23 protein-coding genes and 1 pseudogene are annotated in these 21,499 nt (G+C 73.2%); 12 read left to right on the forward strand and 12 right to left on the reverse strand.

What is annotated here, in order from left to right:
* Positions 1–93 (reverse strand): biotin carboxylase N-terminal domain-containing protein (locus tag ABTY40_RS24465; RefSeq protein WP_351219746.1); only part of this gene is annotated, 93 nt, incomplete at its 3' end.
* Between the two features lie 374 nt (positions 94–467).
* Here ABTY40_RS24465 and ABTY40_RS24470 point away from each other — a divergent pair.
* Entirely contained in the window at positions 468–962 is a 495-nt protein-coding gene (locus ABTY40_RS24470; RefSeq protein ID WP_502990664.1) for a hypothetical protein, read from the forward strand.
* A gap of 3 nt (positions 963–965) precedes the next feature.
* On the opposite strand, the gene ABTY40_RS24475 is transcribed toward ABTY40_RS24470, so the two are convergent.
* The 3 genes from ABTY40_RS24475 to ABTY40_RS24485 form a co-directional block, all read right to left on the reverse strand.
* Positions 966–1,571, reverse strand: a complete 606-nt coding sequence (locus ABTY40_RS24475; protein WP_352061494.1) for a Maf family protein — start codon at positions 1,569–1,571, stop codon at positions 966–968.
* Between the two features lie 210 nt (positions 1,572–1,781).
* On the reverse strand, positions 1,782–1,910 hold the full coding sequence (mmpB, locus tag ABTY40_RS24480; protein ID WP_309051851.1) for a morphogenic membrane protein MmpB: 129 nt from the start codon (positions 1,908–1,910) through the stop codon (positions 1,782–1,784).
* Positions 1,911–1,991: 81 nt separating this feature from the next.
* A complete protein-coding gene (locus ABTY40_RS24485) occupies positions 1,992–2,627 on the reverse strand; it encodes a TetR/AcrR family transcriptional regulator (RefSeq protein ID WP_352061495.1) in 636 nt (211 codons plus the stop codon).
* A 70-nt stretch (positions 2,628–2,697) separates the two neighbouring features.
* Between ABTY40_RS24485 and ABTY40_RS24490 the strand changes: the two genes are divergently transcribed.
* Positions 2,698–4,155, forward strand: a complete 1,458-nt coding sequence (locus ABTY40_RS24490) for an MFS transporter (protein WP_502990665.1) — start codon at positions 2,698–2,700, stop codon at positions 4,153–4,155.
* 83 nt (positions 4,156–4,238) lie between these two features.
* On the opposite strand, the gene ABTY40_RS24495 is transcribed toward ABTY40_RS24490, so the two are convergent.
* The gene (locus tag ABTY40_RS24495; RefSeq protein ID WP_345285112.1) at positions 4,239–4,448 is read right to left on the reverse strand and encodes an acyl-CoA carboxylase subunit epsilon; all 210 of its coding nucleotides are present in this window, start codon (positions 4,446–4,448) and stop codon (positions 4,239–4,241) included.
* Positions 4,449–4,467: 19 nt separating this feature from the next.
* Positions 4,468–6,069: an acyl-CoA carboxylase subunit beta gene (locus tag ABTY40_RS24500; protein WP_352061496.1), complete on the reverse strand. Its 1,602-nt coding sequence runs from the start codon at positions 6,067–6,069 to the stop codon at positions 4,468–4,470.
* Between the two features lie 134 nt (positions 6,070–6,203).
* On the opposite strand from ABTY40_RS24500, the gene ABTY40_RS24505 reads away from it, so the two are divergent.
* The 5 genes from ABTY40_RS24505 (at position 6,204) to hutH (ending at position 12,360) form a co-directional block, all read left to right on the forward strand.
* Complete coding sequence (locus ABTY40_RS24505; RefSeq protein ID WP_352061497.1) at positions 6,204–7,055, forward strand: biotin--[acetyl-CoA-carboxylase] ligase; 852 nt, start codon at positions 6,204–6,206, stop codon at positions 7,053–7,055.
* A 310-nt stretch (positions 7,056–7,365) separates the two neighbouring features.
* Positions 7,366–8,514, forward strand: a complete 1,149-nt coding sequence (locus ABTY40_RS24510; protein ID WP_345285107.1) for an adenylate/guanylate cyclase domain-containing protein — start codon at positions 7,366–7,368, stop codon at positions 8,512–8,514.
* 38 nt (positions 8,515–8,552) lie between these two features.
* Positions 8,553–9,359 (forward strand): enoyl-CoA hydratase/isomerase family protein, encoded by an 807-nt coding sequence (locus ABTY40_RS24515; RefSeq protein WP_352061498.1) that lies wholly within the window; start codon positions 8,553–8,555, stop codon positions 9,357–9,359.
* Positions 9,360–9,528: 169 nt separating this feature from the next.
* Positions 9,529–10,677: a GGDEF domain-containing protein gene (locus tag ABTY40_RS24520; RefSeq protein ID WP_352061499.1), complete on the forward strand. Its 1,149-nt coding sequence runs from the start codon at positions 9,529–9,531 to the stop codon at positions 10,675–10,677.
* Between the two features lie 141 nt (positions 10,678–10,818).
* A complete protein-coding gene (hutH, locus tag ABTY40_RS24525) occupies positions 10,819–12,360 on the forward strand; it encodes a histidine ammonia-lyase (RefSeq protein ID WP_352061572.1) in 1,542 nt (513 codons plus the stop codon).
* Between the two features lie 105 nt (positions 12,361–12,465).
* Here the strand turns inward: hutH and ABTY40_RS24530 are convergent, their stop codons facing one another.
* Complete coding sequence (locus ABTY40_RS24530; protein ID WP_352061500.1) at positions 12,466–12,741, reverse strand: hypothetical protein; 276 nt, start codon at positions 12,739–12,741, stop codon at positions 12,466–12,468.
* Positions 12,742–12,849: 108 nt separating this feature from the next.
* On the opposite strand from ABTY40_RS24530, the gene ABTY40_RS24535 reads away from it, so the two are divergent.
* Positions 12,850–13,188, forward strand: a complete 339-nt coding sequence (locus ABTY40_RS24535) for a hypothetical protein (protein WP_352061501.1) — start codon at positions 12,850–12,852, stop codon at positions 13,186–13,188.
* A 249-nt stretch (positions 13,189–13,437) separates the two neighbouring features.
* The gene (locus ABTY40_RS24540) at positions 13,438–14,703 is read left to right on the forward strand and encodes a L,D-transpeptidase (protein WP_345285098.1); all 1,266 of its coding nucleotides are present in this window, start codon (positions 13,438–13,440) and stop codon (positions 14,701–14,703) included.
* 75 nt (positions 14,704–14,778) lie between these two features.
* On the opposite strand, the gene ABTY40_RS24545 is transcribed toward ABTY40_RS24540, so the two are convergent.
* Entirely contained in the window at positions 14,779–15,648 is an 870-nt protein-coding gene (locus ABTY40_RS24545) for a helix-turn-helix domain-containing protein (RefSeq protein WP_352061502.1), read from the reverse strand.
* A gap of 130 nt (positions 15,649–15,778) precedes the next feature.
* On the opposite strand from ABTY40_RS24545, the gene ABTY40_RS24550 reads away from it, so the two are divergent.
* Together ABTY40_RS24550 and ABTY40_RS24555 are read left to right on the forward strand one after the other, a co-directional pair.
* Positions 15,779–16,822 carry an NAD(P)-dependent alcohol dehydrogenase gene (locus tag ABTY40_RS24550; protein ID WP_352061503.1) on the forward strand — a complete coding sequence of 348 codons (1,044 nt, stop codon included), beginning with the start codon at positions 15,779–15,781 and terminating at the stop codon, positions 16,820–16,822.
* 148 nt (positions 16,823–16,970) lie between these two features.
* Positions 16,971–17,324: a DUF1330 domain-containing protein gene (locus tag ABTY40_RS24555; protein ID WP_352061504.1), complete on the forward strand. Its 354-nt coding sequence runs from the start codon at positions 16,971–16,973 to the stop codon at positions 17,322–17,324.
* 7 nt (positions 17,325–17,331) lie between these two features.
* On the opposite strand, the gene msrA is transcribed toward ABTY40_RS24555, so the two are convergent.
* Together msrA and ABTY40_RS24565 are read right to left on the reverse strand one after the other, a co-directional pair.
* A complete protein-coding gene (msrA, locus tag ABTY40_RS24560) occupies positions 17,332–17,994 on the reverse strand; it encodes a peptide-methionine (S)-S-oxide reductase MsrA (RefSeq protein ID WP_352061505.1) in 663 nt (220 codons plus the stop codon).
* An 84-nt stretch (positions 17,995–18,078) separates the two neighbouring features.
* A complete protein-coding gene (locus ABTY40_RS24565) occupies positions 18,079–19,185 on the reverse strand; it encodes a hypothetical protein (RefSeq protein ID WP_352061506.1) in 1,107 nt (368 codons plus the stop codon).
* Positions 19,186–19,256: 71 nt separating this feature from the next.
* Between ABTY40_RS24565 and ABTY40_RS24570 the strand changes: the two genes are divergently transcribed.
* On the forward strand, positions 19,257–20,411 hold the full coding sequence (locus ABTY40_RS24570; protein ID WP_352061507.1) for a cystathionine gamma-synthase: 1,155 nt from the start codon (positions 19,257–19,259) through the stop codon (positions 20,409–20,411).
* A gap of 63 nt (positions 20,412–20,474) precedes the next feature.
* Here the strand turns inward: ABTY40_RS24570 and ABTY40_RS24575 are convergent, their stop codons facing one another.
* Together ABTY40_RS24575 and ABTY40_RS24580 are read right to left on the reverse strand one after the other, a co-directional pair.
* The gene (locus ABTY40_RS24575; RefSeq protein ID WP_352061508.1) at positions 20,475–20,666 is read right to left on the reverse strand and encodes a DUF1059 domain-containing protein; all 192 of its coding nucleotides are present in this window, start codon (positions 20,664–20,666) and stop codon (positions 20,475–20,477) included.
* A 336-nt stretch (positions 20,667–21,002) separates the two neighbouring features.
* Positions 21,003–21,470, reverse strand: a pseudogene (locus tag ABTY40_RS24580) (sigma factor-like helix-turn-helix DNA-binding protein); the annotation flags it as partial.
* Positions 21,471–21,499: the final 29 nt, after the last annotated feature.

Here is a 21,499-nt window from a genome sequence, read left to right on the forward strand (position 1 = left end):
ATACACGGCCACGCTGCCGATACCGGCATCCCGGCACGCCCGGGCGACACGGACAGCGATTTCGCCACGGTTGGCGATGAGCACCTTGCGCACGATGGCTCCCTCCTTGAAACAAGCTGAGTTTAGGGACTGCCGACACGGCCTTTCGACCCGTCCCCAGTGGTGAGCTTGCCCACACGGAGCGTGATTCGAGGCGTGCTGGGGTCGTGAAATCCCTTGTCGCACCACGGTACGCAGGGTTCCTTTACGAGACAGTAGCTCCGAGGTGTGGCGCAGGTCTCTGTTCCCCCGACCAGTGGCCATTCGGGTTTCTTTGTGGGGTCTCTACGAACGCCCGCGGGATTCTTTGCCGGGCCGTCCGCCCCCGGGCGTTGACGTACGAACCCTTGTCCAGCGTTTTACCGGCCAGTAGCCTTCGCGTCGTCGTTCGTACTGCCGGTAACAGGCGAATCCAGGGGGTGGCCGAGGTGGCCCGCAGACCGATAGCTCTCGTGACGGCGGCGGTGCTGCTCGCCGAAGCGCCCGGCATCGTCCTCCTGAACGCCGTCATGGCCCGTTTCGTCGAGGCCCAGTCGATGTCCCTCGACGGACTCGACCCGGACGCCATGGTCACCGGCACCTGGGCCCTCGGGATCGGCTCCGGCGTCGCGCTCGCCGCCTGCGCCCTTGTCGCCCTGCTCGCGGGCGTTCGTGACCGCCGTCCCGGCCGCTTCGGCCGGGGCCTGCTCATCGGCTGCGCGATCGTGCACGCCCTCCTCGGCGCGGTCGCCGTCGGCCTGATCGGCTGGGGCGCCTTCGCCCTCCTGATGCTGGTGGTCGGGCTGATCGTCCTCACCCTGGTGGCGTACGGGAAGGAGGCCGACGCCCCCGGGACGCCACAGGCACCGGGCGGGGCGGCCGTGCCGGCGGGCCGCCCCGCGCCGGAGCCGGGGCCGGAACCGGCGGCTCCGGCAGGGGCCTGAGCGTCAGGCCCAGAGGTCGGTGATCCGCACGTCCAGCTTCGCGAGGAGCCGGCGGAGCAGCGGCAGCGACAGGCCGATCACGTTGCCGGGGTCCCCGTCGACGCCCTCGATGAACGGCGCCGAGCGCCCGTCCAGGGTGAACGCGCCTGCCACGTGCAGCGGTTCGCCGCTCGCCACGTACGCCGCGATCTCCTCGTCCGTCGGTTCGCCGAACCGGACCACGGTGGAGGCCGTCGCCGACTCGAAGCGCTTGGCGGCCGTGTCGTACACGCAGTGACCCGTCTGGAGGACGCCCACCCGGCCGCGCATCGCCTTCCAGCGCGCGGTGGCCTCCTCGGCGTCGGCCGGCTTGCCGAGGGCCTGCCCGTCCAGCTCCAGGACCGAGTCGCAGCCGATGACGAGCGCGCCGAACACCTCGGGCCGGGCGGCCACATGGGCGGCCTTCGCCTCCGCGAGCGTGAGCGCGAGCTCGGCCGGGGTGGGGGCCCGGACCTTGTCCTCGTCGACCCCGCTCACGATGACCTCGGGGGCGAGCCCGGCCTGTCGGAGCAGCCCGAGCCGGGCGGGGGAGGCGGAGGCGAGGACGACACGGCGAAGCTCAGCAGTCATGGTCCCCAGCCTAATCGGCCGGGAAGCCCGGGCGCCTGACGTGCGCTCACGGGGGCCGACGCGCTCCTGTGGCCGTTCAGCCGGCCGGCGGGACGCGTGGTGCGGCCGGCAGGCGTGCGCGCGCCCGTGTACCCCCGCGTACGCCCCCGGCGCCGACCGGTGCGCCACTCGCGCCCCGCCGTCATTCGCGCCCCGCCCCCGCCCCCGTCGTCACCGGGCGCTCACCGCGAACATGGCCACGACCATCGCCAGGGCGAGCAGCACGCCCGCCCGGCGGAGCATGGCCTGCATCTCGCGCATGAACTTCGGCGGCTGGTTCTTGGGGTCGGACCACAGCATGGTCCGATCCTCCGGCCGGGGAGGGCCGGAACGCCTGAGTACGGATACTCAGCCGTCCCGGTCCCGGGTGACTACCGGGGACTACACGTGGACGAACACCCCCGCCCGCGCCGCCGCGAGGGCCGCCGCCACCGCCCGTTCGGCCACGGCGGGTGTGACCTCCTCCCCGGTGACCGCGAAGCGGTAGTAGAGCGGGGCCGAGACCGCCCGCAGCAGCTCCGTGGGGTCGGTTCCGGCCGGGGCCTCGCCGCGCTCGACGCCCCGGACGACGACCGGGGCCCATTCGGCGAGCCGGGTCCGGTAGAAGCCCGCCAGCGCGCGGGCGCACTCCTCGTCGCAGGAGGCGGCGGCGATGACCGCGCGGAAGACGGCGCCCATGCGCGGGTCCGTGAGGGTCTCGCGTACGAGGGCGGCGTTGGCGCGCAGGTCGCCCGCCAGGCTGCCGGTGTCGGAGGCGGGCAGGGACTGCTCGGCCATGTCGTGGAGGAGGTCGGTGACCAGACCCGCGGGAGAGCCCCAGCGCCGGTAGACGGTCGTCTTGCCGACGCCCGCGTCGGCGGCGACGCGGTCCATCTGGAGGGTGTGGAAGCCGGTCTCGGCGAGCGCGTCGCGGGTGGCGTCGAGGACGGCCCTGCGGACCTTGGCGGTACGGCCGCCGGGGCGCTGAGTGCCGGGCGAGGCCGGCCGGGTCTCAGTCAAACGGGTCTCCTGTTCCATTAAGGCCTTCGGCTCTGCTACGGTACGGGACATCTTAACGGAACTCGCTTCCCATTAAGGGGTCGTACGCATGGCTGCCCTGGATCTCCCCACGTCGTCCACCGGACCCACCTCCACCGGTCCCGTTCCCGCGGGCCCCGCCTCCACCCGCACCGGCCCGGCGGAACCCGCCCCCACCCGCATGACCGGCCGCATGCGGCTCGTCCTGGTCGTCCTCCTCCTCGCCCAGTTCATGCTGGCCGTCGACTTCTCGATCCTGAACGTGGCCCTCCCCGTGATCGGCCAGGGCCTCGGCTTCAGCCTCGGCGGCCTCCAGTGGATCGCCACCGCCTTCGCGCTCGCCGCCGCCGGCTTCACGCTCCTCTTCGGGCGCATCGCCGATCTCGTCGGCCGCCGTCGCGTCTTCCTCGGCGGCATGGCCCTGCTCGGCGTCTCCTCGCTCGTCGGCGGCCTCGCCACCGGCCCCGAGATGCTGATGGCCGCCCGCGTCGCCCAGGGCCTCGCCACCGCCGCCGTCACCCCCGCCGGGCTCTCCCTGCTCACGGCCTCCTTCCCCGAGGGGCCGCTGCGCGCCCGCGCCCTCGGCCTCAACGGAGCCCTGATGTCGGCGGGCTTCACGACCGGCGCGATTCTCGGTGGCGTCCTCACCGACCTGCTCTCCTGGCGCTGGGCGTTCTTCATCAACGTGCCCGTCGCCCTCGCCGTCGTCCTTGTCGCCCCCGCCGTCCTGCGCGAGAGCCGCCCGGCCGGCCGGCCCCGCCTCGACCTCCCCGGCGCCGTCACCGTCACCGGCGGCCTCCTCGCCCTCGTCTACGGCCTGACGGTCGCCGGCGAACACGGCTGGACCGACCCCACCGCGCTGGCCGCCCTCGCCGCCGGAGCCGTACTCCTCGCCCTCTTCGGACTGGTCGAGCGGCGGGCCGCCGCCCCCCTCGTCCCCCTGCGCGTGCTGCGCCGCCGGACCGTCGTCTGGGGCAACCTCGCCGGGCTGATCGCCTTCGTCACCGAGACCTCCCTGGTCTTCCTGATGACCCTCTACCTCCAGGACGTCCTGGGCTTCTCCCCGCTCGCCGCCGGCCTCTCCTTCGGCGTCCTCGGCGCCGGCACGATCCTCGGCGGAGTCCTCGCCTCCCGCTTCATCGGCCGCTTCGGGGCCCGCTCCGCCCTCGTCACCGGCGGACTCCTCCAGGCCGCCGCGACCCTCGCCCTCTTCGGCCTCGGCGAGGGCCGCGACGGACTGTGGCTGCTCCTCGCCGCGACCTTCGCGGGCGGCGTCGGCAACATGCTCGCCATCGTCGGGTTCATGGTCACCGCCACCTCCGGCCTCCCCGACGAGGAGCAGGGCATGGCGACCGGCCTCGCCACCATGACCCAGCAGATCGGCATCACCATGGGCACGCCGATCATGAGCGCGGTCGTCGTCACCGCCCCCGTCCTCCTCGACGGCATCGGCCTCGCGGTCCTCGTCAACGCCGCGATCGTCGCCGTCGGAGCCGTGCTCGCGGGCCTCTTCCTCCGCCGTACGTGAACCCGCCGCGGGCACGGAGAAGGCCGGACCCCCCCGGGGGGAGTCCGGCCTTCTCGTCGCTCACCGCCGGGGCGGGACGGGGTTCAGACGGGCCAGTAGGACCGCGCCCAGGCGCGCGGCCCGGGCCGGTGCCGTACCGAACGCGCGATGCGGGACGGGTCCGACCAGCCCTCCGGCACGGCCGGGTCGGTGCCCTCGGCGGCCGCCGCGACGGCGGCGGCCCGCGCCTGGACCACCGCCAGGGCGGCGGCCAGCTCCTCCGGCGTGGGATTTCCTCGTACGACCTTGATCATCTGTGGGTCCTCCCGGAGCCTAGAGCGGGATGTTGCCGTGCTTCTTCGGAGGCAGGGATTCCCGCTTGGTGCGCAGCTGACGCAGCCCCTTCACGATCTGCGACCGCGTGTCCGACGGCAGGATCACCCCGTCGATGTACCCGCGCTCGGCCGCCGTGTACGGGTTGAGCAGCGTGTCCTCGTACTCCTGGATGAGCCGGGCGCGCACCTCCGCCGCCTCGTCCTCGTCCTTGGCGGCCTCGATCGTCCGCCGGTGCAGGATGTTCACCGCGCCCTGCGCGCCCATGACGGCGATCTGCGCCGTCGGCCACGCCAGGTTGAGGTCCGCGCCGAGGTGCTTGGAGCCCATGACGTCGTAGGCGCCGCCGAAGGCCTTCCGCGTGATGACCGTGATCAGCGGCACGGTCGCCTCGGCGTACGCGTAGATGAGCTTCGCACCGCGCCGGATGATGCCGCCGTACTCCTGGTCCACGCCCGGCAGGAAGCCCGGGACGTCCACGAAGGTCAGGACCGGGATGTTGAAGGCGTCGCAGGTGCGGACGAAGCGGGCCGCCTTCTCCGAGGCGTTGATGTCCAGACAGCCGGCGAACTGCATCGGCTGGTTGGCGACGACACCGACCGGGAAGCCCTCGACCCGGCCGAAGCCGGTGAGGATGTTCGGCGCGAACAGCGCCTGCGTCTCCAGGAACTCGCCGTCGTCCACGACGTGCTCGATGACCGTGTGCATGTCGTACGGCTGGTTCGCCGAGTCCGGGATGAGCGTGTCCAGCTCGCGGTCCTCGTCGCTCACCTCGGTGTCGGCCGTCTCCGGGAAGGCGGGCGGCTCCGACAGGTTGTTCGACGGCAGGTACGACAGCAGCTGCTTGACGTACTCGACCGCGTCCTTCTCGTCACCCGACAGGTGGTGCGCCACGCCCGAGGTGGTGTTGTGGGTGCGGGCGCCGCCCAGCTCCTCGAAGCCGACGTCCTCACCCGTGACCGTCTTGATGACGTCCGGCCCGGTGATGAACATGTGCGACGTCCGGTCGACCATCACCGTGAAGTCGGTGATCGCGGGGGAGTACACCGCGCCGCCCGCGCAGGGGCCGACGATCAGCGAGATCTGCGGGATGACGCCCGAGGCGTGCGTGTTGCGGCGGAAGATCTCGCCGTACATGCCGAGCGCGCTCACGCCCTCCTGGATGCGCGCGCCACCGGAGTCGTTGATGCCGATGACCGGGCAGCCCGTCTTCAGGGCGAAGTCCATGACCTTGATGATCTTCTGGCCGTACGTCTCGCCGAGCGCGCCGCCGAAGACCGTGAAGTCCTGCGAGAACACGGCGACCGGACGGCCGTCGACCGTGCCGTAGCCGGTGACGACGCCGTCACCGTACGGACGGTTCTTCTCCAGGCCGAAGTTGGTGGACCGGTGACGGGCCAGCTCGTCCAGCTCGACGAAGGAGCCCTCGTCCAGGAGCAGCGCGATGCGCTCCCGCGCGGTCAGCTTCCCCTTCGCGTGCTGCTTCTCCACCGCGCGCTCCGAGCCGGCGTGGGTGGCCTCGTCGATACGGCGCTTGAGGTCCGCGATCTTGCCCGCGGTCGTGTGAATGTCGATCTCGTACTGCTCTGCCGGCTCGGACATCGGGATGCGGCTCCCTGCCTGGTCACGGGGGGTTCGTTGACTACGAATGGGCTACTGCTGGCCTACTGACCCGTAGCGTATCGGCGCCGATACGGCCGCGCAGTGCGGTCTTTGCCACACCTAGTCTGGCTTGCATGACGTCCTCCCAAGGCTCCGGCGGACCCTGGTCCGACCTCGACAGGCCGCCCCTGAACGCCACCTCCCTGCGCCGCGCGCTCGTGCTCCCCGGCGGGCTCTGGACCTCGCTCGACGTGGTCGCCACCACCGGCTCGACCAACAGCGACCTCGCCGCCCGCGCCGGCGAACTGCCCGAGGGCGCGGTGCTCGTCGCCGAGGAGCAGACCCACGGCCGCGGCCGTCTCGACCGCACCTGGTCGGCGCCCGCCCGCTCCGGGCTGTTCCTCTCGGTCCTCCTCAAGCCCGGCGTGCCCGCCGAGCGGTGGGGCTGGCTCCCGCTCCTCACCGGCGTGGCCGCCGCCTCCGGTCTCGGCCGGGCGGCCGGCGTCGACCTGTCCCTCAAATGGCCCAACGACCTGCTGGTTTCCGTCGGAGGGGAGGAGCGCAAGACCGGTGGCATCCTCGCCGAGCGGGCGGGCGCCGACGGCGTCGTCATCGGACTGGGCATCAACGTCACCCTCCGTGAGCAGGAACTGCCCGTCCCCACCGCCGGGTCCCTCCTCCTCGCCGACGCGATCTCCACCGACCGCGACACCCTCCTGCGGGCCGTCCTGCGCTCCCTCGCCCAGTGGTACGGCGACTGGGTCCAGGCAGGCGGCGACCCCGAGGCCTCCGGCCTCCAGGCGGCCTACACGGCCGGCTGCGCCACCCTCGGCCGCCGCGTCCGCGCCGACCTCCCCGGCGAACGGGTGCTGGAGGGCGAGGCCATCGCCCTCGACGACGACGGCCGCCTCGTCGTGGCGACGGAGGGCGGCGGCACCGAGGCGGTCGGCGCGGGCGACATCGTCCACGTCCGCGCGACGGCCTGACGCGCTCGCCGGATCGGTGCGCGGGCCGGGGGCGCGGTAGGGGCGCCCGGTCACGGCCGCCCGGGGCCGTACGGGGCCCGGGCCCGACGCACGCGCGCGCGTACGGGGCCCCGGGCCGCCGTCCCGCGCCGGGTTCCGTACGCGTTCCGCCGCCTGACCTGGGCGGCGGCGGGCACTCCTCCGGAAGGGCCCGGTCGGGGGGCCGGGGGCGGTTCGGGCGTGAGCCAGCCCACACCTGTCGTATCGTGGAGCGCGATCCAGGCGACAGATCGGCAGGGCAAGTGGGCAGGGAACGGGCAGGAGGCGGCCGGTGACCGTCGACGACGAGAACTCGGACGGCGGGGCCGAGCCGCCCGAGCAGCCCACCTACCCCACCCCCCACCATGCCGTCGACCACACGGCAGAGCCGTCCGACGACCCCCTCGCCATCCGCCTCGAACAGCTCATCCTCGGCGCCGACCGCCGCTACACCCCCTTCCAGGCCGCCCGCACGGCCGGCGTCTCCATGGAGCTGGCCTCCCGCTTCTGGCGCGCGATGGGCTTCGCGGACATCGGCCAGGCCAAGGCGCTCACCGAGGCCGACGTGCTCGCCCTGCGCCGCCTGGCGGGTCTGGTCGAGGCCGGGCTGCTGAGCGAGCCGATGGCCGTCCAGGTGGCCCGCTCCACCGGACAGACCACCGCCCGGCTCGCGGAGTGGCAGATCGACTCCTTCCTGGAGGACCTCACCGAGCCGCCCGAGCCCGGCATGACCCGCACCGAGGTCACGTACCCCCTGGTGGAGCTGCTCCTGCCCGAGCTGGAGGAGTTCCTCATCTACGTCTGGCGGCGCCAGCTCGCCGCCGCCACGGGACGGGTCGTGCAGGCGCAGGACGACGAGGAGATGGTCGACCGCCGGCTCGCCGTCGGCTTCGCGGACCTGGTCGGCTTCACCCGCCTCACCCGGCGTCTGGAGGAGGCCGAGCTCGGCGAACTGGTCGAGGCCTTCGAGACCACCTGCGCCGACCTCGTCGCCGCGCACGGCGGCCGGCTCATCAAGACCCTCGGCGACGAGGTGCTGTACGCGGCGGACGACGCCGGCATCGCCGCCGAGATCGCCCTGCGGCTCATCGAGACCCTCAGCCACGACGAGACCATGCCGGCCCTGCGCGTCGGCATCGCCTTCGGCACCGTGACGACCCGCATGGGCGACGTCTTCGGCACCACCGTGAACCTGGCCAGCCGCCTCACCTCGATAGCGCCGAAGGACGCCGTCCTGGTCGACAGCGCCCTCGCCGAGGAACTGACCAGGACCGGCGAGGCGCCCGTCTCCGAGGCGGAGGCGGCGGAGGAGGCCGCCCGCGCCGAGAAGGAGGGCCGCAAGGCCGCCGCGTACCGGTTCGCCCTCCAGCCGATGTGGCAGCGCCCGGTGCGCGGCCTCGGCATGATCGAACCCTGGCTCCTGAGCCGCCGTCCGACCTAGGATCCCGGTGAACCGTCGTTAACCGGGAGGGCCTCAGCATGTCCGCTCAGTCCGAGCAGTCCGAGCAGCGTTTTGGTGAGTTCGTGGTGGTCCGGCGGGACGGGCACGTGGCGGAGCTCGTCCTCGACCGGCCCAAGGCGATGAACGCGGTCTCCTCCGAGATGGCCCGCTCCCTCGCCGCCGCCTGCGAGGCGCTCGCCGCCGACGCCTCCGCGCGGGTCACCGTCCTGACCTCCTCCCACGACCGGGCCTTCTGCGTCGGCGCCGACCTGAAGGAGCGGAACTCCTTCACCGACGCCGAACTCGTCCGCCAGCGCCCGACGGCCCGCGCCGCGTACACGGGCGTGCTCGACCTGCCGATGCCGACCGTCGCCGCCGTGCACGGCTTCGCCCTGGGCGGCGGCTACGAGCTCGCCCTCGCCTGCGACGTGATCGTGGCCGACGCCACCGCCGTCGTCGGCCTGCCCGAGGTCTCCGTGGGCGTCATCCCCGGCGGCGGCGGTACGCAGCTGCTGCCCCGCCGGGTGGGCGCGGCGCGCGCCGCCGAACTGGTCTTCACCGCCCGCCGGGTGGAGGCGGCCGAGGCGCGCGAGCTGGGCCTGGTCGACGTGCTGGCGGAGGACGCGCGGACGGCCGCGCTCGAACTGGCGGGCCGGATGGCGGCGAACTCGCCGGTCGGCCTGCGGGCCGCGAAGAAGGCGATGCGGCTCGGTCACGGTCTCGACCTGCGGGCCGGCCTGGAGGTCGAGGACGCGGCCTGGCGTTCGGTCGCCTTCTCGGGCGACCGGGCGGAGGGTGTGGCGGCGTTCAACGAGAAGCGGAAGCCGCAGTGGCCCGGGGAGTGACGGCGTCCGCCCCGCGGACCGTTCCCGGCGGGCATCCGGTCGCGCCACGCCCGCCGGTCCGATGATCCGCTGATCTCCGCCCCCCTCCCGGCCTCCCGGTGACCGGGAAAGGTCACTTTCCGTGACGCCTCGAAGGGGAAATCGGGTCAAACCTCCCTAAGCTGGAGGAATGGGTGAGGACGTGCGGCTGCGGGCCGTGGTGGCGCTGGCGCAGGGCATGGCCGCGGCGCACACTCCACGGGAGTTCTGGAGGGCGGCGGCGCTCGGCGCCGGCGACGGGCTCGACGGGACCTTCGCCGCGCTGTCGGTCTGGGAACGGGACCACGGCCGGCTGAAGGTCCTGGTGAACGCGGGGGAGCGGGCCGAGGGCGAGGAGGAGTTCCCGGACTCGGAGACGTATCCCGTCCATCAGTTCCCGGAGATCACCGAGTTCCTGCACGCGCGCTGGGCGGGCGGGGGCGAGCCGGACTCCTGGGTGGAGACCGCCGACGACCCCCTCCCGACCAGCCGGGTCCTCGGCCTGCGCCGGCGCGGCCGGGGCAGCTGCGTCGTCGCGCCGATCGTGCTGCACGGGCGGGCGTGGGGGGAGCTGTACGTCGCCCGGCCCGCCGGGGCGAAACCTTTCGTCCGGGCGGACGCGGACTTCGCGACCGTCCTCGCGGCGGTCGTCGCGGCCGGGGTCGCCCAGGCGGAGCGGCTGGAGGAGGTGCGGAAACTCGCCTTCACCGACCCGCTCACCGGCCTCGCCAACCGGCGCGCCGTCGACACCCGTCTGGACGAGGCCATCGAGCGCTACCGGGCGGACGGTTCCGTCGTCAGCCTGATGGTCTGCGACCTCAACGGCCTCAAGCGGGTCAACGACACCCACGGCCACGCGGTCGGCGACCGGCTCCTCGAACGCTTCGGTTCCGTCCTCTCCCGCTGCGGCGCCCGGCTCCCGGGCGCGCTGGCGGCCCGGCTCGGCGGCGACGAGTTCTGCCTGCTGACGGTCGGCCCGACGGCGGACGAGGTGGTCGCGGTCGCCGAGGAGCTGTGCGTGCGGGCGGCGGAGCTGGAGCTGGGCGAGGGAGTGGCCTGCGGGGTGGCGTCCACCGGGGACCCCATCGGCCCGCTCAAGTCCGCCCGCCGCCTCTTCCGCCTCGCGGACGCGGCCCAGTACCGGGCCAAGGCGGCCCGCTCCGCCAAGCCGGTCGTGGCGGGCCGCGACGGCACGGTCATCCGCCTCGCGGACACCCCGTCGCCCTCCCGCGACCGCCGCCGCTTCCGCGACGCCCCGACGCTCGACCTGCCGCCCGAAGGGCCGCCCGAGCAGGCGTGAGGGTGCCCGCGGTGGGGTGTCGCGCGGCCCGGCGGGCCGCCCCGCTCACGGCCCGCCGGTAAGGACCCCGGCCGCTGCCGGGTCGTGACACATCGCCTAGTGACATGTCGGTCTTCAATCCGTAGGGTGCTGAATATGGATATGCAGACAGTCGTCCTCGGCACGTCCGGCACGACCCCGCAGGACGTCATCGACGTCGCCCGTCACGGCGCCCGCGTCGAGCTGTCGCCCGAGGCCGTGCAGGCGCTCGCCGCCTCCCGCGCCGTCGTGGACGCGCTCGCCGCCAAGCCCGAGCCCGTCTACGGGGTCTCCACCGGATTCGGCGCGCTCGCCACCCGCCACATCAGCCAGGAGCTCCGCGCCCAGCTCCAGCGCAACATCGTCCGCTCGCACGCCGCCGGCATGGGCCCGCGCGTGGAGCGCGAGGTCGTACGCGCCCTGATGTTCCTGCGGCTGAAGACCGTCGCCTCCGGCCGCACCGGCGTCCGCCCCGAGGTCGCGCGGACCATGGCCGACGTGCTCAACGCGGGCATCACCCCGGTCGTGCACGAGTACGGTTCCCTCGGCTGCTCCGGCGACCTCGCGCCGCTCTCCCACTGCGCCCTCGCCCTCATGGGCGAAGGTGACGCCGAGGGCCCCGACGGCACCGTCCGCCCCGCGGGCGAGCTGCTCGCCGAGCACGGCATCACGCCCGTGGAGCTCAAGGAGAAGGAGGGCCTCGCCCTCCTCAACGGCACCGACGGCATGCTGGGCATGCTGATCATGGCCCTCGCCGACCTCGACACCCTCTACAAGTCGGCCGACGTCACCGCCGCCCTCTCCCTCGAAGCCCTCCTCGGCACCGAGAAGGTCCTCGAACCCGAGCTGCACTCCATCCGCCCCCACCCCGGCCAGGCCGCCTCCGCCGCCAACATGCTGGCCGTCCTCAAGGGCTCCGGTCTCACCGGCCACTTCCAGGCCGGCGAGGCGCCCCGCGTCCAGGACGCGTACTCGGTCCGCTGCGCCCCGCAGGTCGCCGGCGCGGGCCGCGACACCCTCGCCCACGCCCGGCTCGTCGCCGAGCGCGAGCTGGCCGCCGCCGTCGACAACCCCGTCGTCCTGGAGGACGGCCAGGTCCGCTCCAACGGCAACTTCCACGGTGCCCCCGTCGCGTACGTCCTGGACTTCCTCGCCATCGCCGCCGCCGACCTCGGCTCCATCGCGGAGCGCCGTACCGACCGGCTCCTCGACAAGAACCGCTCGCACGGCCTGCCGCCCTTCCTCGCGGAGGACGCCGGTGTCGACTCGGGCCTGATGATCGCCCAGTACACGCAGGCCGCCCTGGTCAGCGAGATGAAGCGGCTCGCCGTCCCGGCCTCCGCCGACTCCATCCCGTCCTCCGCCATGCAGGAGGACCACGTCTCCATGGGCTGGTCCGCCGCCCGCAAGCTGCGCACCGCGATCGGCAACCTCAACCGGATCATCGCCGTCGAGCTGTACGCCGCCACCCGCGGCATCGAGCTCCGCGAGGGCCTCACCCCGGCGCCCGCCTCGCGTGCCGCCATCGACGCCCTGCGCGCCGCCGGCGTCCAGGGCCCCGGCCCGGACCGCTTCCTGGCCCCCGACCTGGCCGCCGCCGACGCCTTCGTCCGCGAGGGCCGTCTCGTCGCCGCCGTCGAGGCCGTGACCGGCCCCCTGGCCTGACCCCCTACGGGCCGGCCGGGCCTCGTGCCGCCCGCGTACACGAAGGGCCGCCCCCGACCCCGGGGGCGGCCCTTCGGCGTACGGTGACGGCCTCGGCGGCGCCGCTCAGGACGCCCGGCCGCGCCGGTGCATCGCCAGTGCCACGAAGCCGGCGCCCACTCCCAGGAACCCGGTTCCGCCCAGGACGTACGGCACGGTGTCGAGCCCCCCGGTCTCCGCCAGGCGCGCGCCCTCCGCCCCGGAACTCTCGTGGTGGGTGCCGACCCGCACCCCGTTCCCGCCGCGGTCGTCGGTGGCGTTCGCGGACGGCACGAACCACAGGGCGCAGAGCAGCGTCCCCGCGGCGGTGGCGGTCAGCAGTGGGCGTCGAGCGGTGGACACGGAGTGTCGATCCCCCTTGCGGAAACCGAGGAAGAGGCGGTGCGCCGATGCTAGTGAACACAGCGGGTCGCGGGAAAGCCGAGGCCCCCCGGACCTACGCTCCGGTCCATGAGTACTTCCGAGACAGCACGCTATGTACGTCTTCGCGTCGACGTCGTCCTGGAGATCGACGGTCCCGCCGAGCTGACCGAGGCCGCCGAGGGCCGGATCGACGCCGACGAGTTCATGCCCGAGGAGGAGCGCGTCCACGCCCGGGCCGCGGTGCGGGAGGACAGCGCCGAGGCCCTCGCGTACCTGGTCGAGCCCTTCGACCTGATCCGCGACGTCCCCGGCATCGAGATGGTCCAGGCCTCGTGGAGCAGCGAGGAGATCGACTACGACCCCGATGCCGTGGAGTGGGACCTCGGCGGGGAAGATGGGGACGATGAGGACGACGACCGGCCCTGAGGGACCGCGCCCGCCCAGGCGGGCGAGGGCACCGACCGAGAGGCCCCGGGACGGCGTCCCGGGGCCTTCCCGTGCCCCGGCGCCGCCGCCCGGCCCGCGCGGGGAACCGCGGGCCGCGCGGACGCGTGTCGGTCAGTGGTGTTCCGTGGTGTTCCGCGGGGAGCAGTGGCGTTCCCCACACCCCGTCCGGTTTGGGAACCGGACGGCGTGTGAGGCGGGTTTTACAGAGTTGACAGGGAATCGGCGACGATGGAGAAGCGTGTGATGACGGACGGCAAGCGGCGCAGGAGCCTGGCGGCCGCGGCCGCGGTGCTCAGCGGCGTGTTGGTGCTCTCGGCGTGCAACGACGGCGACAAGGACGGCGCCTCCGCTCCCACGACCCCACAGTCTCAGGCCCAGGTCGACGAGGCGGCTGCCCAGAAGACCTCCAAGGCACAGATCACCATCTCCCCGGAGAGCGGTGCCCAGAACGCGTCGATCAACAAGGACGCCAAGGTCACCGTCGCCGAGGGCAAGCTCACCGAGGTCACCATGACCTCGGGGGACGGCAAGGCGGTCAAGGGCGAGATAGCGGCCGACGGACTGAGCTGGAAGCCCACGGAGCAGCTGGAGCGCGCGACGGTCTACAAGATCGCGGCGACGGCCGTGGACGCGGAGGGCCTGGAGGCGCACGAGAACTCCTCCTTCACCACGGTGTCCAAGGCCAACAGCTTCATCGGCAACTTCACCCCCGAGGCCGGCTCGACCGTCGGTGTCGGCATGCCGGTCTCGATCACCTTCAACAAGGAGATCAGCGACAAGAAGGCCGTCCAGAGCGGCATCTCGGTCTCCTCCAGCTCCGGTCAGGAGGTCGTCGGCCACTGGTTCAACTCCCAGCGGCTCGACTTCCGGCCCGAGAAGTACTGGGCCGAGGGTTCGACCGTGACCCTCAAGCTGAACCTCGACGGCGTCGAGGGCGCGGAGGGCGTGTACGGCGTCCAGCAGAAGACGGTCACCTTCAAGATCGGCCGCAACCAGGTCTCCACCGTCGACGTCGCCACCAAGACGATGACGGTCACCCAGGACGGCAAGACGGTCAAGACGATCCCGATCTCCGCCGGCTCCCCGGAGAACCCGACCTACAACGGTCAGATGGTGATCTCCGAGAAGTTCAAGGAGACCCGGATGAACGGCGCCACCGTCGGCTTCACCGACTCCGACGGCAAGGGCGAGTACGACATCAAGGACGTGCCGCACGCCATGCGGCTGTCCACCTCCGGCACCTTCATCCACGGCAACTACTGGGGCCCGGACTCGATCTTCGGCTCCTCCAACACCAGCCACGGCTGCGTGGGCCTCAACGACGTCAAGGGCGCCGGCGACCCCAACCAGATGGCCGCCTGGTTCTACGACCGCTCCATCGTCGGTGACGTCGTGATCGTCAAGAACTCCAAGGACAAGACGATCGCCCCCGACAACGGCCTCAACGGCTGGAACATGAGCTGGGCCGACTGGAAGGCCGGCTCGGCCGTCTGACCCGTCGCACGCGCACCACGGTGAAGGCCCCCTCCGCACCGGAGGGGGCCTTCACCGTTCCCGCGCCCGCGCGCCTCACTCCCGCACGGCCCCCGCCGGCTCCTCCGCGCCCCACTGCGCGAGCAGCCGCAGCGCGTCCGCCGACGCCGAACCGGGCTCCGCCTGGTACGTCACGAGCATCAGGTCCGGATCGTCCCCCGCCACCTTCAGCGACTCGTACGACAGCGTCATCCCGCCCACCAGCGGATGCCGCAGCACCTTCGTCCCGTGCCCCTTGTCGGTCACCGTGTGCGCCGCCCACAACGAGCGGAACTCCTCACTGCGCACCGACAGTTCGCCGACGAGGGCCAGCAGCTCCGGGTCGTCCGGGTAGCAGCCCGCGTACAGCCGCAGCGCGCTCACCACCTCGACGGCCTTGCACTCCCACTCCACGTACAGGTCCCGGGCGTTCGGGTCCAGGAACACCATCCGGGCCATGTTCCGGTCGCGCGGCTCCCAGGTCTCCAGGTCGCCGAAGACCGCCCGCGCCATCCGGTTCCACGCCAGGATGTCCAGGCGCCGCCCCAGCAGCAGCGCCGGCACCTCCGTCATCGCGTCCAGCAGATGCGCCACCCCCGGCCGCACCCGCTGCGGCCGGGCGATCGCCGCCCGCTGCCGCTTCTTCACCGTGGGCTTCGCCAGGTGCGTCAGATGGGCTCGCTCGGTGTCGCTCAGCCGCAGCGCCCGCGCGATCGAGTCCAGGACCTCCATGGACACGTTGCGGCCGTTGCCCTGTTCCAGGCGCGTGTAGTACGCCACCGACACCCCGGCCAGCTGTGCCAGCTCCTCCCGGCGCAGCCCCGGCACCCGCCGGTGCCGCCCGAACTCGGGCAGCCCCACGTCCTGCGGCTTCAGCCGGGCCCGCCGGGACCGGAGGAATTCACTGAGTTCGGCACTGAGGTCCATGCGTCCCAAGTATCGCCGCCCCACGCCCGCCGCCGGACGTACGATCCTGACCCTGCCAGTGGTAGGCACGCCGGTCGTAGGCAGAACAGGGGGCTGGGTGACGGCGTACGACCCCGGCAGGCTCGTCCCCATGACCACGCACGTTCCCGCTTACGCCGCCCCCGCCGCCCACGCCCCCCTGGAGCGCACGACCGTGCCGCGCCGGGCCGTCGGCGAGCACGACGTCCTCATCGAGATCAAGTACGCCGGCATCTGCCACTCCGACATCCACCAGGCCCGCGACGGCTGGGGCGAGGGCATCTTCCCGATGGTTCCCGGCCACGAGATCGCCGGCGTCGTCGCCGAGACCGGGTCAGGCGTGACGAAGTTCCGGGTCGGCGACCGCGTCGGCGTCGGCTGCTTCGTCGACTCCTGCCGCACCTGCGACCACTGCCTGCGGGGCCTGGAGCAGTACTGCGAGCGCGGCGTCACCGGCACGTACAACGATCACGGCAAGGACGGCGAGCCCACCTACGGCGGCTACTCCACCCACGTCGTGGTGGACGAGAACTACACCCTGCGCATCCCCGAGGGCATCGCCCTGGACGAGGCCGCCCCGCTGCTCTGCGCGGGCATCACCCTCTACTCGCCGCTCGTGCACTGGAAGGCGGGCCCCGGCAAGAAGGTCGCGATCGTCGGCCTCGGCGGCCTCGGCCACATGGGCGTCAAGATCGCCCACGCGCTCGGTGCCGAGGTGACCGTCCTCAGCCAGTCGCTGAAGAAGCGGGAGGACGGCCTCCGGCTCGGCGCCGACCACTACCACGCCACCGCCGACCCGGCCACCTTCGAGACGCTCGCCGGCACCTTCGACCTCGTCGTCTCCACCGTCTCCGCCCCGCTCGACCTGAGCGCGTACCTGAGCCTGGTGAAGACCGACGGTGCCCTGGTGAACGTCGGCGCCCCCGAGGAGCCCGTCTCGCTGAACCTCTTCTCCCTCATCAACGGCCGCCGCACCCTGGCCGGATCGATGATCGGCTCCATCGCCGAGACCCAGGAGATGCTCGACTTCTGCGCCGCGCACGGCCTGGGCGCCGAGATCGAGGTGATCCCCGCCGACCGGATCAACGAGGCCTACGAGCGGGTCCTCGCGAGCGACGTGCGCTACCGCTTCGTCATCGACGCGTCGACCATCTGAGCCGCTCCTGCCGGGCGCGCGGGTCCCGCCCGCCCGGCAGGAGGGCCGGGGGACGACGGCCGGGGGGCGAAGTCCGCTGGACGACCGCCGCCGGGGCATGACCTCCGGGGTCATCGACCCCGGGGGCCCACCCGGGCATGCTCGTGCCATGACCGCATACGCGATAGCGAACCTGCAGCCGTCCGCCGAGCCCCACGAGGAGGTCCTCACCTACATCGAGCGCATCCAGGCCACCCTGGACCCGTTCGGCGGCCGCTTCCTCGTCCACGGCGCCCCCCGCCGCGAGGTCCGCGAGGGCGAGTGGCCCGGCGCCCTGGTGATCATCGGCTTCCCCACCTACGAGGACGCCCGCGCCTGGTACGACTCCGAGGACTACCAGGCCCTCGTCCCGCTGCGCACCCGCCACATCCCCGGGGACATCCTGCTCATCGACGGCGTCGCCGAGGACTACGACCCGGCCGCCACCGCGGCCCTCATGCGCGCGGCGGCGGCCCGGGACTGAACGCGGGTCAGCTCTCCGCCCGCGCGACGCCGACGGGGCAGGAGACGCCCGTGCCGCCGATGCCGCAGTAGCCGCCCGGATTCTTGTCCAGGTACTGCTGGTGGTACGCCTCCGCCGGGTAGAACGGCCGTTCGGCGGCCGGCAGGACCTGGGTGGTGATCTCCGGGTAGCCCGCGGCCGTCAGGACCTTCTGGTAGGCGGCGCGGGAGGCCTCGGCGGTCTCCGCCTGGGCGGGGGAGTGGGTGTAGACGGCCGAGCGGTACTGCGTGCCCACGTCGTTGCCCTGGCGGAAGCCCTGCGTCGGGTCGTGGGACTCCCAGAAGACCTTCAGGAGGTCCGCGTACGACACCTTGGACGGGTCGAAGACCACGCGGACGACCTCGGTGTGCCCGGTGAGGCCCGAGCAGACCTCCTCGTACACCGGGTTCGGCGTGTAGCCGCCCTGGTAGCCGACGACCGTCGTCCAGACGCCCTCGGTCTGCCAGAACTTCCGCTCGGCGCCCCAGAAGCAGCCCAGGCCGAAGTCGGCGACCTCCAGGCCCTCCGGGTACGGGCCGAGCAGCGGCGTGCCGAGGACGGTGTGGCGCTCGGGGACGGAGAACTCGGGCTCCGGGCGGCCGCGCAGCGCCTGCTCGGGGGTGGGGAGGACGGGGGTGCGGGACAGGAACATGCTGCATCTCTCCTCGACGGTCGGCCTCCTCACAACGTCCGGGACACCGGCCGGATTCCCCGGGCGCGACGTCGCGGACACGACCTAGTGCCGCAGCGTCATCGGGCTGCCGCCGTTCGCCTCGTACCCCGCCACCGCCATGTTCCGGTGCACCGTGTACTCCGCCGCCGGGTCCGCGCTCAGCGTCCACGGCACCGCGCCCACGTGACCGTCCACCCGCACCAGCTGGTGCATCGCCTCGGCCCACCGCTCGCCCCGCACCAGGAACCACACCAGCAGGTGCCGCACGTGCGCCAGCATCGGGTCGTCGGGACGGGCCGAGTGCACCGCGTACAGCGCGCCGTCGAGCGCCTTCGACACCACCGCCGTACGGAAGAAGTCCCGCACCAGCACCACGTCCGGGACGTGCTCGAAGACCGCGAACAGCGGCAGCGCGGCGAGCAGCGAGCCGCGCGGCGCCCGCGCCGCGGCCGTCGTCGCGAAGTGGTCCGCCTCCTCGCGCGAACCGTGCCACTTCTCGCACCAGTAGTGCAGCGCCGCCAGATGCGCCCCCATGTGGTGCGGCGCCCGGTCGATGACCTGCGCCCACACCTGGTCGAACTGCTCGTGGCTGTAGCCGAGACCGCGCGCCACGGCCAGCTGCGTGATGTACGGGACGGGGTCCCCCGGGGCCAGCAGCGCCGCCTCCTCGGTGACCTTCCGCGCCTCCTCCAGGATGATCCGGAACTCCTCACCGCCGACCGCCGACGAACGCCACGCCTGCTGCACCAGGAACTCCGCGTGCACCGCCGCGCCGCCCGCGTCCTTCGGGGCCTCCGCCCGCCACGCCCGCAGCCACGCCCCGCCCGCGCCCGGCCGCTCCTGCAGCTCCAGACACGCCGCGCCCGCGAAGGCCTGGACGCGCTGCCAGCGCACCTCGCCCTCCTTCGGCGTACCGGCGAGGAGCTGGGAGGCGGCCCGCCAGTCCTGGGTGGCCCGCACGACGTCGAGCACGTCGAGGAGGTCGGCGTCCGGCCCCGGCAGCCGCACGTCCTGCTCCTCCTGCCGTACGAAGCCGTACGCCTCCGGATCCGCCGCGTCGGGGGAGCCGGGTGCGGCCAGCCGGATCCCGCCCCCGCGCCGGCGGAGCACGTAGGGACCGAGGACGCCGAACAGCAGCCCGAGCGCGATCAGGAACCAGAGAATCTCCATGTGTCCATTGTCCAGGACACCCGCTGAGACGAACGAGGCGGCGGGCTGCGCGCGGCACTACGCTCCTGACCATGAGCCACCAGCACAGCCACCAGAGCTTCGAGACCCGCGCGATCCACGCGGGCAACACCGCCGACCCGCTGACCGGCGCGGTCGTCCCGCCCATCTACCAGGTCTCCACCTACAAGCAGGACGGTGTGGGCGGTCTGCGCGGCGGTTACGAGTACAGCCGCAGCGCCAATCCCACCCGTACCGCCCTGGAGGAGAACCTGGCGGCCCTGGAGGGCGGCCGGCGCGGTCTCGCCTTCGCCTCGGGCCTGGCCGCCGAGGACTGCCTGCTGCGCGCGCTGCTCGCGCCGGGCGACCACGTCGTCATCCCGAACGACGCCTACGGCGGCACCTTCCGTCTCTTCGCGAAGGTGGTGGAGCGCTGGGGCGTGGACTTCTCGGTGGCGAACACCTCCGACATCGCCTCGGTGCGCGAGGCCGTCAACGAGCGGACGAAGCTCATCTGGGTCGAGACCCCCTCGAACCCGCTGCTCGGCATCACCGACATCGAGGCCGTCGCGGGCGTGGCCCGGCACGCCGGGGTGAAGCTGGTCGTCGACAACACCTTCGCCTCGCCGTACCTCCAGCAGCCGCTGGCGCTCGGCGCCGACGTGGTCGTGCACTCGCTGACCAAGTACATGGGCGGCCACTCCGACGTGGTCGGCGGCGCCCTGGTCACGGCCGACGAGGCGCTCGGCGAGGAGCTCGCCTACCACCAGAACGCGATGGGCGCGGTCGCCGGTCCGTTCGACTCGTGGATCGTGCTGCGCGGCATCAAGACCCTCGCGGTGCGCATGGACCGGCACGGCGAGAACGCCACCAAGGTCGCGGACATGCTCACCCGCCACCCCCAGGTCACCCAGGTCCTCTACCCGGGCCTTCCGGACCACCCCGGCCACGAGGTCGCCGCGAAGCAGATGCGGTCCTTCGGCGGCATGGTGTCGTTCCGGGTGCGGGGCGGTGAGGAGGCGGCGGTCGAGGTCTGCAACCGCGCCAAGCTGTTCACCCTCGGCGAGTCCCTCGGCGGCGTCGAGTCGCTGATCGAGCACCCCGGCCGGATGACGCACGCCAGCGTCGCGGGCTCGGCCCTCGAGGTCCCCGGCGACCTGGTCCGCCTCTCGGTCGGCATCGAGAACGCCGACGACCTGCTCGCGGACCTGCGCGAGGCGCTCGGCTAGGTTCCCCGGCCACCGGGCGCCCCCGGCAAGGGGCGCCCGGCGGCGACGGGGCCCGGGTCCTCCTCACACGGGTGTCTTCTCGTCCTCCAGGCCCGCCCGGATCTCCGCGCGCAGCTCCAGCGAATCGGGATGACCGTGGACGGAGACCGCGTGCTCGGCGGCGGCCCGGACGACTTCCTCCTCCTCACCGCTGATGGTGAGGGTGCAGTTCATGACGCTCGGCGTCCTGCGGCAGTCGGCGACTTTCCTGGTCATGACAGCCTCCTCGGCACGGGTGCGCATGCCGTTCCCTTCCAGGCTAGGCCGCCCGCTTCCCCGGGGGGAGGGATGGTCTCACCACTCCTCGAAGACCGGCGTCGTCTCCGCCGGGGGCACCTCCCACGGGCGGGCCGTCGAGGCCCACACGAGGAAGGCGACGGCCGCGAGCGCGCCGAGGGTCCCCAGCAGGCACCGGGCGGTCCGCCGCCGGCGGGCCAGGCGGGCGCCGCGCTCGGCGGCGCGGGCGGCGAGCCCGGCGGGAAGGGGCGGGTGCGGGGTCTCGAGGAGCCGCCGGACCGCCGCCTCCCGGTCCTCGCGGCGGCTCGCGCGGCGGCCTTCCGGAGCGGGCGCGGGGCCGGCGGCCTCCCGCAGGACCGCCACCGAGCGGGCGCACACCGCCCGGACACGGGCCTCGGAGAGACCCAGCAGGGCCGCCGCCTGCTCCTCCGCGACCCCCTCGTACAGCCGCAGGACGACGACGAGCCGCTCCTGGCGCGTGAGCCGGGCGAGCACCCCGCCCCGGCCGGCACGGTGGCGCGGGACGCCCCGGGCGAAGCGGGCGGCGAGGTCGCGGCGGGCGCGCTCGTACGGATCCTCGTCGCGCAGCCGGTCCCCCACCGCGTACGTATGTGCGAGGGCGGCGGTGAGGAGGGCCCGGGCGCGCGGGTTGTGGTCCGGGGGCTCGGCGGTCAGGAGGGTCGCCGTGTGCAGCAGCCGGCCGGCCGCCCCGGCCACGAACGCCTCGAAGCCCGGGGCGTGCCCGGTCCGTCGACCGCTCCACGGGTTCCGCCGCTCCGCCATGCCCTCATGGAGCGGTCACCCGGCGGCGG

The organism is Streptomyces sp. NPDC126503 (assembly GCF_040302405.1).
GTDB lineage: Bacteria > Actinomycetota > Actinomycetes > Streptomycetales > Streptomycetaceae > Streptomyces > Streptomyces gulbargensis.

Bases quoted from the DNA above. Each gene is read 5' to 3' on its own strand.
- ABTY40_RS24475 (WP_352061494.1), bottom strand. From the start codon at position 1,571: ATGACTGCTGAGCTTCGCCGTGTCGTCCTCGCCTCCGCCTCCCCCGCC.
- mmpB (WP_309051851.1), bottom strand. From the start codon at position 1,910: ATGCTGTGGTCCGACCCCAAGAACCAGCCGCCGAAGTTCATGCGCGAG.
- ABTY40_RS24485 (WP_352061495.1), bottom strand. From the start codon at position 2,627: ATGGAACAGGAGACCCGTTTGACTGAGACCCGGCCGGCCTCGCCCGGC.
- ABTY40_RS24490 (WP_502990665.1), top strand. From the start codon at position 2,698: ATGGCTGCCCTGGATCTCCCCACGTCGTCCACCGGACCCACCTCCACC.
- ABTY40_RS24495 (WP_345285112.1), bottom strand. From the start codon at position 4,448: ATGATCAAGGTCGTACGAGGAAATCCCACGCCGGAGGAGCTGGCCGCC.
- ABTY40_RS24500 (WP_352061496.1), bottom strand. From the start codon at position 6,069: ATGTCCGAGCCGGCAGAGCAGTACGAGATCGACATTCACACGACCGCG.
- ABTY40_RS24505 (WP_352061497.1), top strand. From the start codon at position 6,204: ATGACGTCCTCCCAAGGCTCCGGCGGACCCTGGTCCGACCTCGACAGG.
- ABTY40_RS24515 (WP_352061498.1), top strand. From the start codon at position 8,553: ATGTCCGCTCAGTCCGAGCAGTCCGAGCAGCGTTTTGGTGAGTTCGTG.
- ABTY40_RS24520 (WP_352061499.1), top strand. From the start codon at position 9,529: ATGGGTGAGGACGTGCGGCTGCGGGCCGTGGTGGCGCTGGCGCAGGGC.
- hutH (WP_352061572.1), top strand. From the start codon at position 10,819: ATGCAGACAGTCGTCCTCGGCACGTCCGGCACGACCCCGCAGGACGTC.
- ABTY40_RS24535 (WP_352061501.1), top strand. From the start codon at position 12,850: ATGAGTACTTCCGAGACAGCACGCTATGTACGTCTTCGCGTCGACGTC.
- ABTY40_RS24540 (WP_345285098.1), top strand. From the start codon at position 13,438: ATGGAGAAGCGTGTGATGACGGACGGCAAGCGGCGCAGGAGCCTGGCG.
- ABTY40_RS24545 (WP_352061502.1), bottom strand. From the start codon at position 15,648: ATGGACCTCAGTGCCGAACTCAGTGAATTCCTCCGGTCCCGGCGGGCC.
- ABTY40_RS24550 (WP_352061503.1), top strand. From the start codon at position 15,779: ATGACCACGCACGTTCCCGCTTACGCCGCCCCCGCCGCCCACGCCCCC.
- ABTY40_RS24555 (WP_352061504.1), top strand. From the start codon at position 16,971: ATGACCGCATACGCGATAGCGAACCTGCAGCCGTCCGCCGAGCCCCAC.
- msrA (WP_352061505.1), bottom strand. From the start codon at position 17,994: ATGTTCCTGTCCCGCACCCCCGTCCTCCCCACCCCCGAGCAGGCGCTG.
- ABTY40_RS24565 (WP_352061506.1), bottom strand. From the start codon at position 19,185: ATGGAGATTCTCTGGTTCCTGATCGCGCTCGGGCTGCTGTTCGGCGTC.
- ABTY40_RS24570 (WP_352061507.1), top strand. From the start codon at position 19,257: ATGAGCCACCAGCACAGCCACCAGAGCTTCGAGACCCGCGCGATCCAC.
- ABTY40_RS24575 (WP_352061508.1), bottom strand. From the start codon at position 20,666: ATGACCAGGAAAGTCGCCGACTGCCGCAGGACGCCGAGCGTCATGAAC.